At 68.2% G+C, this 18,258-nt stretch carries 14 protein-coding genes; 6 read left to right on the top strand and 8 right to left on the bottom strand.

The window, feature by feature from the left end; translation table 11 throughout:
• Nucleotides 1-5 precede the first annotated feature (5 nt).
• Nucleotides 6-1,313 carry a lysophospholipid transporter LplT gene (gene lplT, locus MYA_RS08845; protein WP_014723234.1) on the bottom strand — a complete coding sequence of 436 codons (1,308 nt, stop codon included), beginning with the start codon at nt 1,311-1,313 and terminating at the stop codon, nt 6-8.
• 218 nt (nt 1,314-1,531) lie between these two features.
• Between lplT and alr the strand changes: the two genes are divergently transcribed.
• From alr to MYA_RS08830, 3 genes are all read left to right on the top strand, one after another.
• The gene (gene alr, locus MYA_RS08840) at nt 1,532-2,602 is read left to right on the top strand and encodes an alanine racemase (protein WP_011885163.1); all 1,071 of its coding nucleotides are present in this window, start codon (nt 1,532-1,534) and stop codon (nt 2,600-2,602) included.
• 9 nt (nt 2,603-2,611) lie between these two features.
• Complete coding sequence (gene radA / locus MYA_RS08835) at nt 2,612-3,988, top strand: DNA repair protein RadA (RefSeq protein ID WP_011885162.1); 1,377 nt, start codon at nt 2,612-2,614, stop codon at nt 3,986-3,988.
• A 138-nt stretch (nt 3,989-4,126) separates the two neighbouring features.
• The gene (locus tag MYA_RS08830; RefSeq protein ID WP_014723233.1) at nt 4,127-4,393 is read left to right on the top strand and encodes a DUF2866 domain-containing protein; all 267 of its coding nucleotides are present in this window, start codon (nt 4,127-4,129) and stop codon (nt 4,391-4,393) included.
• A gap of 208 nt (nt 4,394-4,601) precedes the next feature.
• Here MYA_RS08830 and MYA_RS08825 read toward each other — a convergent pair whose 3' ends face one another.
• Nucleotides 4,602-6,530: an ATP-binding cassette domain-containing protein gene (locus MYA_RS08825; RefSeq protein ID WP_014723232.1), complete on the bottom strand. Its 1,929-nt coding sequence runs from the start codon at nt 6,528-6,530 to the stop codon at nt 4,602-4,604.
• A 136-nt stretch (nt 6,531-6,666) separates the two neighbouring features.
• Here MYA_RS08825 and MYA_RS08820 point away from each other — a divergent pair, with 136 nt between their 5' ends.
• Nucleotides 6,667-7,146, top strand: a complete 480-nt coding sequence (locus MYA_RS08820; protein ID WP_014723231.1) for a glutathione peroxidase — start codon at nt 6,667-6,669, stop codon at nt 7,144-7,146.
• A 99-nt stretch (nt 7,147-7,245) separates the two neighbouring features.
• On the opposite strand, the gene cls is transcribed toward MYA_RS08820, so the two are convergent.
• The 6 genes from cls to dapC form a co-directional block, all read right to left on the bottom strand.
• Nucleotides 7,246-8,697: a cardiolipin synthase gene (gene cls, locus MYA_RS08815; RefSeq protein ID WP_014723230.1), complete on the bottom strand. Its 1,452-nt coding sequence runs from the start codon at nt 8,695-8,697 to the stop codon at nt 7,246-7,248.
• A gap of 120 nt (nt 8,698-8,817) precedes the next feature.
• Nucleotides 8,818-9,726: a 50S ribosomal protein L3 N(5)-glutamine methyltransferase gene (prmB, locus tag MYA_RS08810; protein ID WP_014723229.1), complete on the bottom strand. Its 909-nt coding sequence runs from the start codon at nt 9,724-9,726 to the stop codon at nt 8,818-8,820.
• An 11-nt stretch (nt 9,727-9,737) separates the two neighbouring features.
• Entirely contained in the window at nt 9,738-10,877 is a 1,140-nt protein-coding gene (dapE, locus tag MYA_RS08805) for a succinyl-diaminopimelate desuccinylase (protein ID WP_014723228.1), read from the bottom strand.
• 90 nt (nt 10,878-10,967) lie between these two features.
• A complete protein-coding gene (locus MYA_RS08800) occupies nt 10,968-11,336 on the bottom strand; it encodes an ArsC family reductase (RefSeq protein WP_011885155.1) in 369 nt (122 codons plus the stop codon).
• Entirely contained in the window at nt 11,336-12,163 is an 828-nt protein-coding gene (gene dapD, locus MYA_RS08795; RefSeq protein ID WP_006478479.1) for a 2,3,4,5-tetrahydropyridine-2,6-dicarboxylate N-succinyltransferase, read from the bottom strand. The genes MYA_RS08800 and dapD overlap by 1 nt, the downstream gene beginning before the upstream one ends.
• A 45-nt stretch (nt 12,164-12,208) precedes the next feature.
• On the bottom strand, nt 12,209-13,441 hold the full coding sequence (gene dapC / locus MYA_RS08790; protein ID WP_041493847.1) for a succinyldiaminopimelate transaminase: 1,233 nt from the start codon (nt 13,439-13,441) through the stop codon (nt 12,209-12,211).
• Between the two features lie 159 nt (nt 13,442-13,600).
• Here dapC and MYA_RS08785 point away from each other — a divergent pair, with 159 nt between their 5' ends.
• Together MYA_RS08785 and smc are read left to right on the top strand one after the other, a co-directional pair.
• Nucleotides 13,601-14,542, top strand: coding sequence for a DMT family transporter (locus MYA_RS08785; RefSeq protein ID WP_014723226.1), 942 nt, complete (start codon nt 13,601-13,603; stop codon nt 14,540-14,542).
• A gap of 141 nt (nt 14,543-14,683) precedes the next feature.
• Complete coding sequence (gene smc, locus MYA_RS08780; protein WP_014723225.1) at nt 14,684-18,196, top strand: chromosome segregation protein SMC; 3,513 nt, start codon at nt 14,684-14,686, stop codon at nt 18,194-18,196.
• Nucleotides 18,197-18,258: the final 62 nt, after the last annotated feature.

Below are 18,258 nucleotides of genomic sequence, written 5' to 3'. Positions count from 1 at the left end.
TAGCGTCAGTGCCGCGATTCGCCGATCAGCGCGACCGAGTCGAATTGACGCTGATTCGCCTGATGGCGGCGCATCACGAGCCACATCGTCAGGCAGACGAACGTGCCGAACAGCACGATCACGATGCCGACCGGCACGTCGAGCCAGACCAGCACCGCATACAGGCACAGCATCACGAGCACCGACAGGTTCTCGTTGAAGTTCTGCACCGCGATCGAGTGGCCGGCCGACAGCAGCACGTGGCCGCGATGCTGCAGCAGCGCGTTCATCGGAACGACGAAGTAGCCGGACAGCGCGCCGACGGCGATCAGGAAAAGGTAGGCGACGATCAGGTAGACCGGCAGGCGCAGATGGCCGATATGCACGGCCCAGTGCGCCGGGAACAGGTTGCGCGTATAGAACGCCATCAGCATCACGGCGATGCCCATCATGATGCCGACCGGCAGCACGGTGAGCGACTTCTTCAGCGGGATCCGCGCGGCAGCGGCGATCGCGCCGCCCGCAACGCCGATCGCGACGACCGCCTGCAGGATCGCGCCTTCCGACAGCGACATGTTCAGCGAAACCTCGGCCCACTTCAGCACGATGAACTGCAGCGTCGCGCCCGCGCCCCAGAACAGCGTCGTGACCGCGAGCGAGATCTGGCCGAGCTTGTCGCGCCAGAGCACCATGAAACAGTCGGCGAAGTCGGTGAGCAGCTTGACCGGGCCGCGCTCCTGCTTCGGGTAGCGGGCGCCGGTATCGGGAATGCGCAGATTGAACAGCGCGGCGACCACGTAGATCATCATGATGATCGCCATCGCGGCTTCGGCCGGCGTGGCGATCCACGCAGGCGTGTGCGCGATCACGTGCACCGCGATGTGCGGGCTGATCAGCGCGCCGCCGAGCACGGTGCCGAGAATGATCGAGCTGACCGTCGTGCCTTCGATCCAGCCGTTCGCGGCCACCAAGCGGTCGGCCGGCAGCAGCTCGGTCAGAATCCCGTATTTGGCCGGCGAGTACGCGGCGGCGCCGAACCCGACGATCCCGTACGCGAACAGCGGATGGGCGCCGACCAGCATGATCAGGCAGCCGAGGACCTTGATCGTGTTCGTGATGAACATCACGCGACCCTTCGGGCGCGAGTCGGCGAATGCGCCGACGTACGCGGCCAGCACCACATAGGACAACACGAAGAACAGCTTGAGCAGCGGTGTCATCCAGTTGGGCGCGTGGAGGTCTTTCAGCAGGGCGATGGCGGCGATGAGAAGCGCATTGTCGGCCAGCGACGAGAAAAACTGCGCGGCCATGATGGTGTAAAAACCTTTTTTCATCTGATGCGATGCTTTCGTCGCTGCGGCAGGGCCGCGTAGGCCGCCTGGTATGCGATCGGCTTATTCCGTTCGAAATGGGTTGTGCGCAGGGCTTTATAACACGAAAATACGGCAGTTCGGACTAGCAAGATCCCCCGATCGTTCCGCAAAGTGTCGGCTTCGGTGCTCAAAAGGCGCGGTAAGCTGCTGATTTGCAAGCGTCTTTACGTAAATTTCCCATGCCGCGCCCGATCTCCGCCACCATCCATACCGCCGCTCTCGCGAACAATCTCTCCGTCGTGCGTCGCTTTGCCGGTCCGTCCAAGGTCTGGGCGGTCGTCAAGGCCAATGCGTACGGCCACGGTCTCGCGCGCGTGTTTCCCGGCCTGCGCGGCACCGACGGCTTCGGCCTGCTCGATCTCGACGAAGCGGTGAAGCTGCGCGAGCTCGGCTGGGCCGGCCCGATCCTGTTGCTCGAGGGGTTCTTCCGCTCGACCGACATCGACGTGATCGACCGCTACAGCCTCACGACCACCGTCCACAACGACGAGCAGATGCGGATGCTCGAGACGGCGCGGCTGTCGAAGCCCGTCAACGTGCAGCTCAAGATGAACAGCGGGATGAACCGGCTCGGCTACCAGCCGGAAAAATACCGCGCCGCATGGGAGCGTGCGCGCGCGTGCCCGGCGATCGGCCAGATCACGCTGATGACGCATTTTTCGGATGCCGACACCGAGCGCGGCGTCGCCGAGCAGCTCGCGACGTTCGAGCGCGGCGCGGAAAACATCGCCGGCGCGCGCAGCCTCGCGAATTCGGCCGCCGTGCTGTGGCATCCGGACACGCACTTCGACTGGGTGCGGCCGGGGATCGTGCTGTACGGCGCATCGCCGTCGGGGCTGTCGGCCGACATCGCCGACACGGGCCTGCAGCCGACGATGACGCTCACGTCCGAGCTGATCGCCGTCCAGACGATCGCGAAGGGGCAGGCGATCGGCTATGGGTCGACGTTCTCGGCGCCGGCCCGGATGCGCATCGGCGTCGTCGCGTGCGGTTACGCGGACGGCTATCCGCGCGTCGCGCCCGAAGGCACGCCGGTGATCGTCGACGGGGTCCGCACGCGGATCGTCGGCCGCGTGTCGATGGACATGATCACCGTCGACCTGACCCCGTGCCCGCAGGCCGGCGTCGGCGCGCGCGTCGAGCTGTGGGGCAACACGCTGCCGATCGACGACGTCGCGCGCCATTGCGGAACCATCGGCTATGAATTGATGTGTGCGGTCGCGCCTCGCGTACCGGTGCGGGCTGAATAAGGGCGACGCGTGGCGAAACAGAAAACCGTCTACGTCTGCAGCGAGTGCGGCGGACAAACCCCGAAATGGCAGGGCCAGTGCCCGTCGTGCCATGCCTGGAACACGCTCGTCGAGTCGGTCGCGGAATCGCCGGCCGCCCATCGGTTCCAGTCGCTCGCGAAACGCGCGCCGGTGCAGCGCCTGGCCGACATCGAGGCAGCCGACGTGCCGCGTTTCTCGACTGGCATCGGCGAATTCGACCGCGTGCTGGGCGGCGGCCTGGTGCCCGGCGGCGTGGTGCTGATCGGCGGCGATCCGGGCATCGGCAAGTCGACGCTGTTGCTGCAGTCGCTCGCCGACATCGCGAGCGAGCGGCGCGCGCTGTATATCAGCGGCGAGGAGTCGGCCGCGCAGATCGCGTTGCGCGCGCAGCGGCTCGCGCTGCTCGACGGCGGCGCGCCGGTGGCCGAGTTGAAGCTGCTCGCCGAGATCCAGCTCGAGAAGATCCAGGCCGCGATCGACACCGAACGGCCCGACGTGGCCGTCGTCGACTCGATCCAGACGGTGTACTCGGAGGCGCTGACCTCGGCGCCCGGGTCGGTCGCGCAGGTGCGTGAGTGCGCGGCGCAGCTCACGCGCATCGCGAAGCAGTCGGGCACCGCGATCATCATGGTCGGCCACGTGACGAAGGAGGGCAATCTCGCGGGCCCGCGCGTGCTCGAGCACATCGTCGACACGGTGCTGTACTTCGAAGGTGACACCCATTCGTCGTTCCGGCTCGTGCGCGCGTTCAAGAACCGCTTCGGTGCGGTCAACGAGCTCGGCGTGTTCGCGATGACCGAGCGCGGGCTGCGCGGCGTCGCGAATCCGTCGGCGCTGTTCCTGTCGCAGCATGAGCAGGTCGTGCCCGGCTCCTGCGTGCTGGTCACGCAGGAGGGGACGCGCCCGCTGCTCGTCGAAATCCAGGCGCTCGTGGATACGGCCCATGTGCCGAATCCACGCCGGCTCGCGGTCGGCCTCGAGCAGAACCGGCTCGCGATGCTGCTCGCGGTGTTGCACCGGCACGCGGGTATCGCGTGCTTCGACCAGGACGTGTTCCTGAACGCGGTGGGCGGCGTGAAGATCACCGAACCGGCCGCCGACCTCGCGGTGCTGCTGGCGATCCATTCGTCGATGCGCAACAAGGCGTTGCCGAAGGGGCTGATCGTATTCGGCGAAGTGGGGCTCGCGGGCGAGATCCGGCCGTCGCCGCGCGGCCAGGAGCGGCTGCGCGAGGCGGCGAAGCTCGGTTTCACGGCCGCGCTGATTCCGAAGGCGAATGCGCCGAAGCAGCCGATCGAAGGGCTGAACGTGATGGCCGTCGAGCGCATCGAGCAGGCGATCGACCGCGTGCGCGAACTCGAATGAGGCGGTGCGGCAGGCGTCGCGCAGACGGTCGGCACGCGTAACGTGCTGTAAACGATATGTAGGCAGTTGTAACCCGCCGGACATCGCTTTTCCCTATCCTTTGCCCGATTGTCGAACCGCGCAATGCGAAGGGAACCTATGTTGAAACCGTATAGGGAAGCGCCGAGCGGACGCCTTTACCAGCTGCGCGGCTGCCGCGTGTCGGAGCCGATCGTCCAGCCGTGGGGCGGCGGATGCCGGATCGTCGAGTGGATCGACGACGAAGGACGCCTCGCGCGCCGCGTCGTATCCGAGGACGTGACGGAAGCGGAAGTTGCCGCGGCGATTCGCCGGCCGATCGAAGGGCGGCGTCACCTGATGGGCGACGACGAGCAGTTGCCGCGCGATACGCTGCCGCGGCGTTGAGCGGCGGTGCGATCGGGGCAGATCGGCGCAGGTCGGTGCATCGACGTCGGACGCGGTATGGGCAAAGAGGCCGGGCAGATGCCCGGCCTCTTTGCATTCGGGCCGGTAAACCGGCACGTCCGTCGACGTGCGGCGCGCCGCCGCCGCGCGGCTGCCGTGGACGCGCTCGCGACGGCGTCCGGCCGGCGTTGCAGTTCAGCGTTGCCGTTCAGCCGATCTGCTCGAGCTCTTCCTGCACCGCGAGCCACTCCGCCTCGACGGCTTCGAGGCGCGTCGTGACTTCGCCGAGCGTGCGGATCGCGTCGGTCAGCTCCGTCTTGCGGGCGGCCTCGTAGCTCGCCGGATCGGCGACGAACGCATCGAGCCGCGCCTTTTCCGCATGCAGCGTTTCCATTTGCTTTTCGAGCTTCGAGATGCGGTTCTGCAGCGGCTTCTTCAGCTGCGACAGGCGCTGACGCTCCTCGGCGGCCTGGCGCTTCTGATCCTTGCGATTGACGCCGGGCTCCGTAGCGGACGCCGCGCTGTCGGCCTTCGCGGCCGCGCGTTGCTCGGCCGCGTGCTGTAGCAGCCAGTCGCGGTAATCGTCGAGGTCGCCGTCGAACGGCTGCAGCCGGTGCTTGGCGACGAGCATGAACTGGTCGGTCGTCGCGCGCAGCAGATGGCGGTCGTGCGACACGAGGATCAGCGTGCCTTCGAACTGCGCGAGCGCCATCGTCAGCGCGTGACGCGTTTCGAGATCGAGGTGGTTGGTCGGCTCGTCGAGCAGCAGCAGATTCGGCTTTTGCCAGATGATCAGCGCGAGCGCGAGCCGCGCCTTCTCGCCGCCCGAGAACGGGCCGACCGCGCTCGTCGCCATGTCGCCCGAGAAATTGAAGCCGCCGAGGAAGTCGCGCAACTCCTGCTCGCGCGTGTCGGGCGCGAGCCGGGCGAGATGCGCGAGCGGCGAATCGTCTTCGCGCAGCGTTTCCAGCTGATGCTGCGCGAAATAGCCGATCGTCAGCCCCTTGCCTTCGCGCACGTGGCCGGACAGCGGCGCGAGCGTGCCGGCCAGCGTCTTGATCAGCGTCGACTTGCCCTGGCCGTTCGCGCCGAGCAGGCCGATGCGCTGGCCGTTCTGGATCGACAGCGTGACGCGCTCGACGATCGGAATTTCCGCACCGTCGTCGGCATGGTAGCCGCAGCGGACGTCTTCCATCACGAGCATCGGGTTCGGCGCCGCGTCGGGCGTGCGGAACTCGAACGTGAACGGCGACGCGATGTGCGCGGGCGCGATCAGCTCCATCTTCTCGAGCGCCTTCATCCGGCTTTGCGCCTGCTTCGCCTTGGTCGCCTTCGCCTTGAAGCGGTCGACGAAGCTCTGCAGATGCTCGATCGTCTTCTGCTGCTTTTCGTAGGCGCTTTGCTGCAGCGCCAGCTGCTGCGCGCGCAGCACTTCGAACTGCGAGTAGTTGCCGCCGTAGCGCTTCACCTGGCGATTCTCCAGATGCAGCGTGACGTTGCAGATCGAATCGAGGAATTCGCGGTCATGCGAGATCACGACCAGCGTGCCGGCGTAGCGGTGCAGCCAGTCTTCGAGCCAGACGATCGCGTCGAGGTCGAGGTGGTTGGTCGGCTCGTCGAGCAGCAGCAGGTCGGAACGGCACATCAGCGCCTGCGCGAGGTTCAGCCGCATGCGCCAGCCGCCCGAGAAGCTGGCGACCGATTCGCGCGTCTGCGCGAGCGTGAAGCCCAGGCCGAGCAGCAGCGCTTCGGCGCGCGCCGGCGCCGTATAGCCGTCGGCGTCGGCGAATGCCGCGTGCGCGTCGGCCTCGGCTGCGCCGTCATGCGCGGCCGAGGCCGCGGCGATGCGCGCCTCGATCTCGCGCAGCGCGGTGTCGCCGTCGAGCGTGTAGTCGAGCGCCGAGCGGTCGACGGCCGGCGTTTCCTGCGACACGTGGGCGATGCGCCACGACGGCGGCATCGCGAAATCGCCGCCGTCGGAATGCAGCTCGCCGCGCAGCACCGCGAACAGCGTCGATTTGCCGGCGCCGTTCGCGCCGATCAGGCCGGCTTTCTCGCCGGGATTGAGCACGAACGAGGCCGACTCGAACAGCGGCTTGGTGCCGCGCGCAAGGCTGAACTGATTGAAACGGATCACGGCGGGAATGGCTGACGAAAACCGCTATTCTAGACTGCGCGCGCGCCGTGCCGGAGATCGTCCGTTCGGCCAGTGCCGCAGCGGCGCGATTTCGCCTAGACTCCACGTCGGTCCGGTTTCATATAAGGAGTGCCCGATGTCCACCCTGTATTCGTTCAGCGCAGAGACGCTCGCCGGTGAGCCGGTGTCGCTCGACGCGTATCGCGGCAAGGTCCTGCTGATCGTCAACACCGCGAGCGAGTGCGGTTTCACGCCGCAGTACGCGGGCCTGCAGAAGCTGTACGACCGGTACGCGGCGCGCGGCTTCTTCGTGCTCGGTTTTCCGTGCAACCAGTTCGGCAAGCAGGAGCCGGGCGATGCGACGCAGATCGGCGCGTTCTGCGAGCGCAACTACGGCGTCACGTTCCCGATGTTCGCGAAGATCGACGTGAAGGGCGACCACGCGCATCCGCTGTACCGCTACCTGACCGACGAGGCGCCCGGCATCCTGGGCCTGAAGGCGATCAAATGGAACTTCACGAAGTTTCTGATCGGTCGCGACGGGCGCATCGTCAAGCGCTACGCGCCGTCGACGAAGCCGGAGGAGATCGCCGCGGATATCGACAAGCTGCTGTGATGGGCTGAGCGGGTTCGTATCGAGCGAGGCGGTAAGGCGGCACCGCACGAGCGGCGCGAATGCATGCGGGCCGTGCCGCGTGGCGGCCCATACGGCCCGCTACAGAATCGGCGCGAACAGGCGGGCGACGTGCATCGCGATGCGCCGCCATGCAGGCGAGCGCCGATACTCGGTGGCGTCGACCTCGTCCGCCAGCGCGAAGTCGGCATCGAGCATCGTCGCGACGTCCGCTGCGAACGCCGCGTCGACGGTCAGCACCATGATCTCGAAGTTGAGCCGGAACGAACGGTTGTCGAGGTTCGCGCTGCCGACCGCGGCCGCGACGCGATCGATCAGCACGACCTTCTGGTGGAGGAAGCCGCTGCGGTAGCGGAACACCTTGACGCCGGCGTCGACGAGGTCGCGCGCATAGAGCTTCGACGCTTCGAACACGACGTAGTGGTCGCGCCGGCTCGGTATCAGGATGCGCACGTCGACGCCGCGCATCACCGCGAGCTTCAGCGCGGCGAGCACCGCTTCGTCGGGCACGAGATACGGCGTCGTGATCCACACCCGTTCGCGCGCGGCGTTGATCGCCTCGACGAAGAACAGCGAGCCGGTTTCCTGTTTGTCGGCCGGCCCCATCGGCACGGCCAGGCAGTGCATCGTGTCGCCGGGCAGGGCGGCCGGCGGCGCGGCGAGCGCCGGCAGCGTCTGGGTGGCCCAGTGCCAGTCTTCGGCGAACACGTACTGGATGCTCGCGACCACCGGGCCGCGGATCTCGATATGGGTATCGCGCCACGGCGACAGGCGCGGGTTCGCGCCGAGATATTCGACGCCGACGTTGTGGCCGCCGACGAACGCACGGTCGCCGTCGACGACGACGATCTTGCGATGGTTGCGGAAGTTCAGCTGGAAGCGGTTGACGAACTTGCGGCGGGTCGCGAACGGATGCACGTCGACGCCACCGCGGCGCAGCGTGTCGACGTAGCTGCGCGGCAGATCGAAGCTGCCGATGCTGTCGTACAGCAGATAGCAGCGCACGCCGGCTGCGGCGCGCGCGAGCAGTGCATCGCTGAGCATCCGGCCGAGCGCGTCGTCGCGCACGATGAAGAACTGGACGATCACGTAGTCGCGCGCGGCGTCGATCGCCGCGAGGATCGCCGCGAAGGTCGCATCGCCGTTGACCAGCGTGCGCACGGTGTTGCCGCCGACGAACGGCATCCCGCCGAGACGCGTGAGCGCGAGCACGGCGGCCGGGCCGATCGCGGCGGCTGCCGGCCCGTCGGCGCCGTGCGCATCGAGCCACGGTGCGCGCTGCGTATGCGTGCGCAGCGCCCGCAACTCCTGGCGGCGCGCGTCGACGTAGCCGGAGAACTTGCTGCGGCCGAGGAACAGATAGGGGACCAGCGTGAGGTACGGCATCGCGACGAGCGACACGGCCCACGCGACCGCGCCTTGCGACGTGCGCGTGTTCATGATCGCGTGGCACGCCGCGACGATCCCGAGCACATGGATGGCCAGGAGCAGGGTGCCGAGGTGAAGCCAGTCATGAAGCCAGTCGAAGGTCATAGGCGCGTGGCGGACGGCTGGAGTCGTGCGGCGCGACGGCCGCTTACGCGCATCTTACCGAACCGTGCGGGGCGGCGGGGCACCGCATCGCACGGTTCGCGTCCGGCATGCGCGGGGCGTTCAGCCCTTGCGCGGCAGGTCCGACGCCTGGATCAGGAACACCGCGTCGTCGCCGGCGCTGGTCGGCAGCCACGTGAGCTCCAGGCCGCCGAACGCCGCTTCGACGTTCTCGCGCTCGTTGCCGATCTCGACGACGAGCACGCCGTCGTCGTGCAGCCACCGGTGCGCTTCGCCGACGATCCGCCGCACGATGTCCATGCCGTCGTTGCCGCCGGCGAGCGCCATCTCGGGCTCGTGGCGGTATTCGGGCGGCAGCGCCGCCATCGACGCCGCATTCACGTACGGCGGGTTCGTCAGGATCACGTCGTAGCGCCCGTCGGGCTCGGCGCGGAATGCGGGCAGCGGCGCGTAGAGGTCGCCGCGATGCAGCGTGATGCGGTCGTCGAGCCCGTAGTCGCGCACGTTGATGCGCGCGACTTCGAGCGCGTCGTCGGACAAGTCCACCGCGTCGATGTCCGCATTCGGAAACGCGCTCGCCGCAAGGATCGCGAGGCAGCCCGAGCCGGTGCACAGCTCCAGCACGGCGCCGACCTGCTCCGGATCGGCCACGTAGGGCTGCAGCCCGTCGTCGAGCAGCTCGCCGATGAACGAGCGCGGCACGATCACGCGCTCGTCGACGTAGAAGCGGTGGCCGTGCATCCACGCTTCATGGGTCAGGTACGCGGCCGGCACGCGGTCCGCCGCGCGCCGTTCGATCACGGCGAGCACGGCCGCGATTTCGTCGGGTAGCAGGCGCGCGTCGAGGAACGGTTCGAGCGTGTCGAGCGGCAGGTCGAGCGTGTGCAGTACGAGGTAGGCGGCTTCGTCGTAAGCGTTGTCCGAGCCGTGGCCGAACGCGAGCTTCGCTTTCGAGAAGCGCGTGACCGCGTAGCGCAGCAGGTCGCGAACGGTTGCAAAAGGTGTCGTCATGCGAGGCTCCGTCAGGCGATCAGTTGTTCGAGCACGCGGCGGTACACGTTTTTCAGCGGGTCGACGAAGCGCAGCTCGATGTGCTCGTCGATCTTGTGGATGCTGCCGTTCGGCGGCCCGAACTCGATCACCTGCGGGCAGATGCGCGCGATGAAGCGGCCGTCCGAGGTGCCGCCCGTCGTCGACAGCTCGGTCGTGACGCCGGTCTCGGCGCGGATCGCGTGCTCGAGCGCGTTCGACAGCTCGCCGCGCGGCGTGAGGAACGGCAGGCCGCTCACCGACCACTTCAGCGTGTAGTCGAGGCCGTGCTTGTCGAGGATCGCATGCACGCGTGCCTGCAGGCCTTCGACGGTACTCGCGGTCGAAAAGCGGAAGTTGAACATCAGGTCGGCGTGGCCGGGGATCACGTTGGTCGCGCCGGTGCCGGCGCGCAGGTTCGACACCTGCCAGGTGGTCGGCGGGAAGTACTCGTTGCCGGCGTCCCACTGTTCGGCGGCGAGCTCGGCGAGCGCCGGCGCGAGCAGGTGAATCGGGTTCTTCGCGAGGTGCGGGTAGGCGATGTGGCCTTGCACGCCCTTGACGATCAGTTCGCCCGACATCGAGCCGCGGCGGCCGTTCTTCACGACGTCGCCGAGCTCGGCGCTGGAGGTCGGCTCGCCGACGATGCAGTAGTCGAGGCGCTCGCCGCGCGCGTCGAGCAGCTCGACGACCTTCACGGTGCCGTCGGTGGCCGGGCCTTCCTCGTCGCTCGTGATCAGGAACGCGATCGCGCCGCGATGATCGGGGTGCGCGGCGACGAATTCCTCGGACGCGACGACGAACGCCGCGAGCGACGTCTTCATGTCGGCCGCGCCGCGGCCGTACAGCTTGCCGTCGCGATGTGCGGGAATGAACGGCGGCGAGGTCCATTGCTCGAGCGGGCCGGTCGGCACGACGTCGGTGTGGCCCGCGAACGCGAGCAGCTTGCCGTCGCGGCCGGCGGTGCCGCGCTTGACGGCCCACAGGTTGGTCACGCCGTGCGACGCGATGGTCTCGCATTCGAAGCCGAGCGCGGCGAGGCGCTCGGTCATGATCTGCTGGCAATGCTGGTCGTCGGGCGTGACGGACGCGCGGGCGATCAGCTGTTCGGTAAGGGCTAGGGTGGCGGACATGGTTCGGACCACTTTCGATGAAAAATGCCGGCGCGGTGGCCGGCAGCGATGAGACGGCGGGCCGCGCCCGCGGGCGCGGCGCGGGCGACCCTAGGCGGCGAACAGCGCCGCGTATTGATCGGCCGCGAAGCCGAGCGACTTCACGCGACCGTTGACGACGAGCACGGGGCGCTTGATGACCGACGGCTTGTGGATCATCAGCGCGACCGCGCCCGACTTCGTTTCCGCGGCCGCCTTCATGGCGTCGTCGAGGCCGCGCCAGGTGGTGCCGCGCTTGTTGACGAGCGCGTCGAGCGACACGTCCTTCAGCCAGTCCTCGACGAGCGGTGCGCTGACGCCGAGCTTCTTGAAGTCGTGGAATTCGAACTCGACGCCGTGCTCGTCGAGCCAGACGCGGGCCTTCTTCACGGTGTCGCAGTTCGGAATGCCGTAGACGACCACGGTGCGCGGCTTGGCCATCAGTCGCCTCGCAGCAGCTCGTTCAGGCCGACCTTCGCGCGGGTCTTCGCGTCGACTTTCTTCACGATCACTGCGCAGTACAGGCTGTGCGAGCCGTCCTTCGACGGCAGGTTGCCCGCGACGACGACCGAGCCGGCCGGGATGCGGCCGTAGCTCACTTCGCCGGTTTCGCGATCGTAGATCTTCGTGCTCTGGCCGAGATAAACGCCCATCGAGATGACCGAGTTTTCCTCGACGATCACGCCTTCGACCACTTCCGAGCGCGCGCCGATGAAGCAGTTGTCTTCGATGATGACCGGGTTCGCCTGCAGCGGCTCGAGCACGCCGCCGATGCCGACGCCGCCCGACAGGTGGACGTTCTTGCCGATCTGCGCGCACGAGCCGACGGTCGCCCACGTATCGACCATCGTGCCTTCGTCGACGTAGGCGCCGATGTTGGTGTACGACGGCATCAGCACGACGTTCTTCGCGATGAACGAGCCGCGGCGCGCGATGGCCGGCGGCACGACGCGGAAGCCGCCCGCGGCGAAGTCTTCGGCCGTGTAGTTCGCGAACTTCGACGGCACCTTGTCGTAGAACTGCGAGTAGCCGCCGGCGGGCATCGGCGCGTTGTCCTCCAGACGGAACGACAGCAGCACAGCCTTCTTCAGCCACTGATGCACGGTCCAGTTGCCGTCGATCTTCTCGGCGACGCGCAGCGCACCTTTGTCGAGTTGCTCGATCGCGTGAGCGACGGCTTCGCGCACGTCGGCGGGCGCGGCCTTCGGCGACAGCTCGGCGCGGTTTTCCCAGGCGGTATCGATGATTTGCTGAAGTTGTTGCGACATGTTCGTTTTCGCAGGAGATGAATGGAATTGATCGGGATGGACGTGTTACCGCGCGAGAGCGCGGCAGAACTCGACGATGCGTTGCGCGCCCTCGACGCATTCGGGGGTGCCCGCGACGAGCGCGATCCGGATGAAATCGCGGCCCGGATTCGTGCCGTGCGCATCGCGCGCGAGGTACGAGCCGGGCAGAACCGTCACATTATAGTCGGCGTACAGGCGGCGGGCGAACTCGGTGTCCGACAGGCCGGTGCGCGCGACGTTGGCCCACAGATAGAACGCGGCGTCGGGCAGCTTCACGTCGATCACGTCGGCGAGCATCGGCGTGACGGTCGCGAACTTCTGCAGATACAGCGCGCGGTTGTCGCGCACGTGCGCCTCGTCGTTCCACGCGGCGATGCTCGCGTGCTGCCAGACCGGCGACAGCGCGGCGCCGTGGTAGGTGCGGTACAGCAGGAATTTCTTCAGCAGCGCGGCGTCGCCCGCGACGAAGCCCGAGCGCATGCCCGGCACGTTCGAGCGCTTGGACAGGCTCGACAGCATCACCAGCCGCTCGAAGCCGCGGCCGAGGCGGTGCGCGGCCTCGAGGCCGCCGAGCGGCGGCGCCGCTTCGTCGAAATAGATTTCCGAATAGCACTCGTCGGACGCGATCACGAAACCGTGGCGGTCCGACAGCGCGAACAGCTCGCGCCAGTCGTCGAGCGTCAGCACGGCGCCCGTCGGGTTGCCGGGCGAGCACACGTACAGCAGCTGGGTGCGCGCCCACACTTCGTCGGGCACGGCCGCGTAGTCGCACGCGAAATTGCGCGCCGGGTCGCTGTTCGCGAAATAGGGTTCGGCACCGGCCAGCAGCGCCGCGCCTTCGTAAATTTGATAGAACGGATTCGGACAGAGTACGATCGCCTTCTTGCCGTCCGCGCGCGGTCGCGCGTCGATCACTGTCTGCGCGAGCGAGAACAGCGCTTCGCGCGAGCCCGACACCGGCAGCACCTGCGTGGCCGCGTCGATCGCCGGCAGCCCGTAGCGGCGTTCGAGCCAACGGGCGATCGAAGCGCGCAGCGCGTCCGAGCCGGCCGTGGCCGGGTACGACGCGAGGCCGTCGAGCGATGCGACGACGGCCTCGCGGATCAGCGCCGGGGTCGGGTGCTTGGGCTCGCCGATGCCGAAGCTGATCGGTTTCAGGCCGGCGGTCGGCGTCACGTCCTTGAACAGGGCGCGCAGCTTTTCGAAGGGATAGGGCTGGAGCGAGTCGAGTCGAGGGTTCACGGGCGAAGCGGCCATCGCGGCCGGTTGGAGCGAAAGGAGCGGCGCGCAGGCCGCACGGTTGCGAACGGGCGCGGAAGGCGCGCGGCTCGCGACCGACGATTATAACGTGACGCCATGCGCTCACGGCCCGCCGCGACGGCGGCCGGGGCGGGCGAACCAAGGGTATCGAAGCACATGAACAACGCGGTACGCGGCAGCCTGCCGACGCTCGCCATCCTGATCGGCGCATCGGTGTGGGGCCTGATCTGGTATCCGCTGCGCATCCTCGCGTCGCTGGGGCTGACCGGCACGCTCGCCAGCGCGCTGACGAGCGCGGTCGCGTTCCTGTTCGTGATCGTCGTGCGGCGCCGCACCATCGCGACGCTGCGCTGGCACTGGGTGCTGCCGGGCATCGCGATCACGGCCGGCGTGACGAATCTCGGCTTCGTATGGGGCACGATGCACGGCGAAGTGCTGCGCGTGATGCTGCTGTTCTATCTGACGCCGGCATGGACGGCGATCTACGCGCACTTCCTGCTGCGCGAGCGGCTCACCTGGGCCGGCGCCGGGCTCGCGGCGCTGTCGATCGGCGGCGCGATGCTGATGCTGTGGTCGCCGGCGCTCGGCTTGCCGCTGCCGGCCAATCCGGCGGAATGGGCGGGGCTCGCGGCCGGGCTCAGTTTCGCGATGAGCAACGTGCTGGTGATCAAGGCGAGCCGTGAAGTGCCGCAGATGCGCGCCGAGATGCGTACCGCGACGCTGTTCGGCGGCGCGGCGGTGTTCGGCGCGATCGCGTCGCTGGTCGAAGGGCTGCCGGCCGCGCCGGCCGGCAGCCACCTCGGGCTCGCCGCCTCGATCGTCGTCGCGATCGGCGTGACGATGGCCGCCAACAACCTGCTGGTCCAGTACGGGCTCGCGCGCGTGCCGGCGAACCGCGCATCGATCATCATGCTGTTCGAGATCGTGATCACCGCGCTGTCGGCGTGGGTGTTCGCCAATGAACTGCCGAGCGCGCGCGAGTGGGCGGGCGGCGCGTGCATCGTGCTCGCGACGCTGCTGTCGAGCCGCGTGCATCGTGCGGCGCCGAAGTCCGGCGAACCCGGCGACGGGCGGGACGGTGCACGCGCGATGGTATGATGAACGCCGTTTGCGGGGCCCAACGCTGGAAATGCGCGCGGCCCCGTTTTTGAATTCCGGGGCGCATCGCGCATACGGGGCATTTGGCCCCGCACCGCGCGGCTCCGTCCGTTTCACCTCTTCTTCACATCCGATACCGCCGTGCGTCTGAGCTCGATCAAACTCGCTGGCTTCAAATCCTTCGTCGATCCCACGCATTTCCAGGTTCCGGGCCAGCTCGTCGGCGTGGTCGGCCCGAACGGATGCGGCAAGTCCAACATCATCGATGCCGTGCGCTGGGTGCTCGGCGAGTCGCGCGCGTCCGAGCTGCGCGGCGAGTCGATGCAGGACGTGATCTTCAACGGCTCGACCGCCCGCAAGCCCGGCAGCCGGGCGAGCGTCGAACTGATCTTCGACAACTCCGACGGCCGCGCGGCCGGCCAGTGGGGCCAGTACGGCGAGATCGCCGTGAAGCGCGTGCTCACGCGCGACGGCACGTCGAGCTACTACATCAACAACCTGCCGGCGCGGCGTCGCGACATCCAGGACATCTTCCTCGGCACCGGCCTCGGCCCGCGCGCGTACGCGATCATCGGCCAGGGGATGATCGCGCGGATCATCGAGGCGAAGCCCGAAGAACTGCGCGTGTTCCTCGAAGAAGCCGCCGGCGTGTCGAAGTACAAGGAACGCCGCCGCGAGACCGAGAACCGCCTGCACGACACGCGCGAGAACCTGACGCGCGTCGAGGACATCGTGCGCGAACTCGGCGCGAACCTCGAGAAGCTCGAGGCGCAGGCCGTCGTCGCCACCAGGTACAAGGAACTCGTCGCCGACGGCGAGGAGAAGCAGCGGCTGTTGTGGCTGCTGCGCAAGAACGAGGCCGCGGGCGAGCAGCAGAAGCAGCAGCGCGCGATCGAGCAGGCGCAGATCGACCTCGACGCGCAGACCGCCAAGCTGCGCGAAGTCGAGGCGCAGCTCGAGACGCTGCGCGTCGCGCATTACTCGGCGAGCGACGCGATGCAGGGCGCGCAGGGCGCGCTCTACGAGGCGAACGCCGAAGTGAGCCGCCTCGAGGCCGAGATCAAGTTCATCGTCGAATCGCGCAACCGCGTGCAGGCGCAGATCGCCGCGCTGAACGCGCAGCGCGAGCAATGGCGCGCGCAGGCCGAGAAGGCGCAGGACGAGCTCGAGGAAGCGGAAGAAGCGCGCGCGATCGCCGACGAAAAGGCCGCCTTGGCCGAGGACTCGGCCGCCGCCAAGCATGACGCGCTGCCGGCGCTCGAAGCGAAATGGCGCGACGCGCAGGCGCAGCTCAACGACGAGCGCGCGCGCATCGCGCAGACCGAACAGTCGCTGAAGCTCGAAGCCGCGCACCAGCGCAACGCCGACCAGCAGCTGCAACAGCTGCAGCAGCGCCACGAGCGGCTGAAGTCGGAGGCCGGCGGTCTCGACGCGCCCGACGAGGCGCAGCTCGAGGAGCTGCGCATGCAGCTCGCCGAGCAGGAAGAGGTGCTCGCCGAAGCGCAGGCGCGCCTGGCCGATGCGCAGGAGACGCTGCCGCGGCTCGACGGCGAACGCCGCGCCGCGCACGAGCGCGTGCAGGCCGAGAGCGCGCAGATTCACCAGCTCGAGGCGCGCCTCGCCGCGCTCAAGCAGCTGCAGGAGAACGTGCAGACCGAAGGCAAGATCCAGCCGTGGCTCGACAAGCACGAGCTCGGCGCGCTGCCGCGGCTGTGGAAGAAGCTGCATGTCGAAGCCGGTTGGGAAGCCGCGCTCGAAGCCGTGCTGCGCGAGCGCCTCGCGGCGCTCGAGGTGTCGAATCTCGACTGGGTGAAGGCGTTCGCCACCGATGCGCCGCCCGCGAAGCTCGCGTTCTACGCGCCGCCCGCCGCGGGCGAGCCGCCGGTCGCCGCAGCCGGGCTGCGCCCGGTGCTGTCGCTCGTGCGCATCGACGATGCGGGCATCCGTGCGGTGCTGAACGACTGGCTCGGCAACGTGTACGTCGCCGACGACGTCGCGCAGGCGCTCGCGACGCGTGCGCAACTGCCGGCAGGCGGCGCGTTCGTCGTGAAGGCCGGTCACATCGTGACGCGGGTCGGCGTGCAGTTGTACGCGGCCGATTCGGAGCAGGCCGGGATGCTGGCCCGCCAGCAGGAAATCGAGAACCTCGCGCGCCAGGTGCGGGCACAGGCGCTGCTCGCCGACGAGGCGCGCACCGCCGCCGTGCGCGCGGAGGCCGCGCACACGCAGGCCGCGCAGGCGCTCGGCGACGTGCGCGCGCAGGCCGACCGCGCGACGCAGCGCGTGCATGCGCTGCAGATGGACGTGCTGAAGCTCGCGCAAGCGCACGAGCGCTACACGCAGCGCAGTACGCAGATTCGCGAGGAGCTCGAGGAAATCGGCGCGCAGATCGACGAGCAGCGTGCGCTGCGGGCGGAATCGGAAGCCAACTTCGAGCGTTTCGACGGCGAACTGGCGGAGCTGCAGGCGCGCTTCGAGGACAACCAGCTCGCCTTCGAGGCGCTGGACGAATCGCTGACGCAGGCGCGCCAGGAAGCGCGCGACCTCGAGCGCGGCGCGAACGACGCGCGCTTCGCGGCGCGCAACGCGGTCACGCGCATCGACGAGCTCAAGCGCAGCATCCAGGTCGCGCACGAGCAGAGCGAGCGCGTCGCCGTGTCGCTGGAAGACGCCCGTGCGGAACTCGAAACGATCAACGAGCAGACCGCGCACACCGGCCTGCAGGACGCGCTCGAGATTCGCGCGGCGAAGGAGCAGGCGCTGCAGGCCGCGCGGCTCGAACTCGACGACCTGACCGCGAAGCTGCGCGCATCGGACGAGCAGCGCCTCGTCGCCGAGCGTTCGCTGCAGCCGCTGCGCGACCGCATCACCGAGCTGCAGCTGAAGGAGCAGGCCGCGCGCCTCGCGGTCGAGCAGTTCGCCGAGCAGCTCGCGGCGGCCGAGGTCGACGAGGAAGCGCTGCGCGAGAAGCTCACGCCCGATCTGAAGCCGTCGTACCTGCAGGGCGAAGTCACGCGCCTGAACAACGCGATCAACGCACTCGGCCCGGTCAACATGGCCGCGCTCGACGAGCTGAAGGCGGCGAGCGAGCGCAAGGTGTTCCTCGACGCGCAGTCGGCCGACCTGACCGACGCGATCACGACGCTCGAGGACGCGATCCACAAGATCGACCAGGAAACCCGCACGCTGCTGCAAGGCACCTTCGACGAGGTCAACCGCCATTTCAGCGATCTGTTCCCGCGCCTGTTCGGCGGCGGCCAGGCGAAGCTGATCATGACGGGCGACGAGATCCTCGACGCGGGCGTGCAGGTGATGGCGCAGCCGCCGGGCAAGAAGAACGCGACGATCCACCTGCTGTCGGGCGGCGAGAAGGCGCTCACCGCGACCGCGCTGGTGTTCGCGATGTTCCAGCTGAATCCGGCGCCGTTCTGTCTGCTCGACGAGGTCGACGCGCCGCTCGACGACGCGAACACCGAGCGTTTCGCGAACCTCGTGCGCGCGATGTCCGACAAGACGCAGTTCCTGTTCATCTCGCACAACAAGATCGCGATGGAGATGGCGCAGCAGCTGATCGGCGTGACGATGCAGGAGCAGGGCGTGTCGCGCATCGTCGCGGTGGACATGGAAACCGCCGCGGGTTTTGCCCAGAATTGACGTTTGACGAAACCGGACCGCGTTCGCGCGGCGCATGGGCGCCCGTTCGCGGTTCCGACGAA

This window comes from Burkholderia sp. KJ006, assembly GCF_000262695.1.
Taxonomy (GTDB): Bacteria; Pseudomonadota; Gammaproteobacteria; order Burkholderiales; family Burkholderiaceae; genus Burkholderia; species Burkholderia vietnamiensis.
This window is presented reverse-complemented; position numbering and strand designations above follow the sequence as displayed.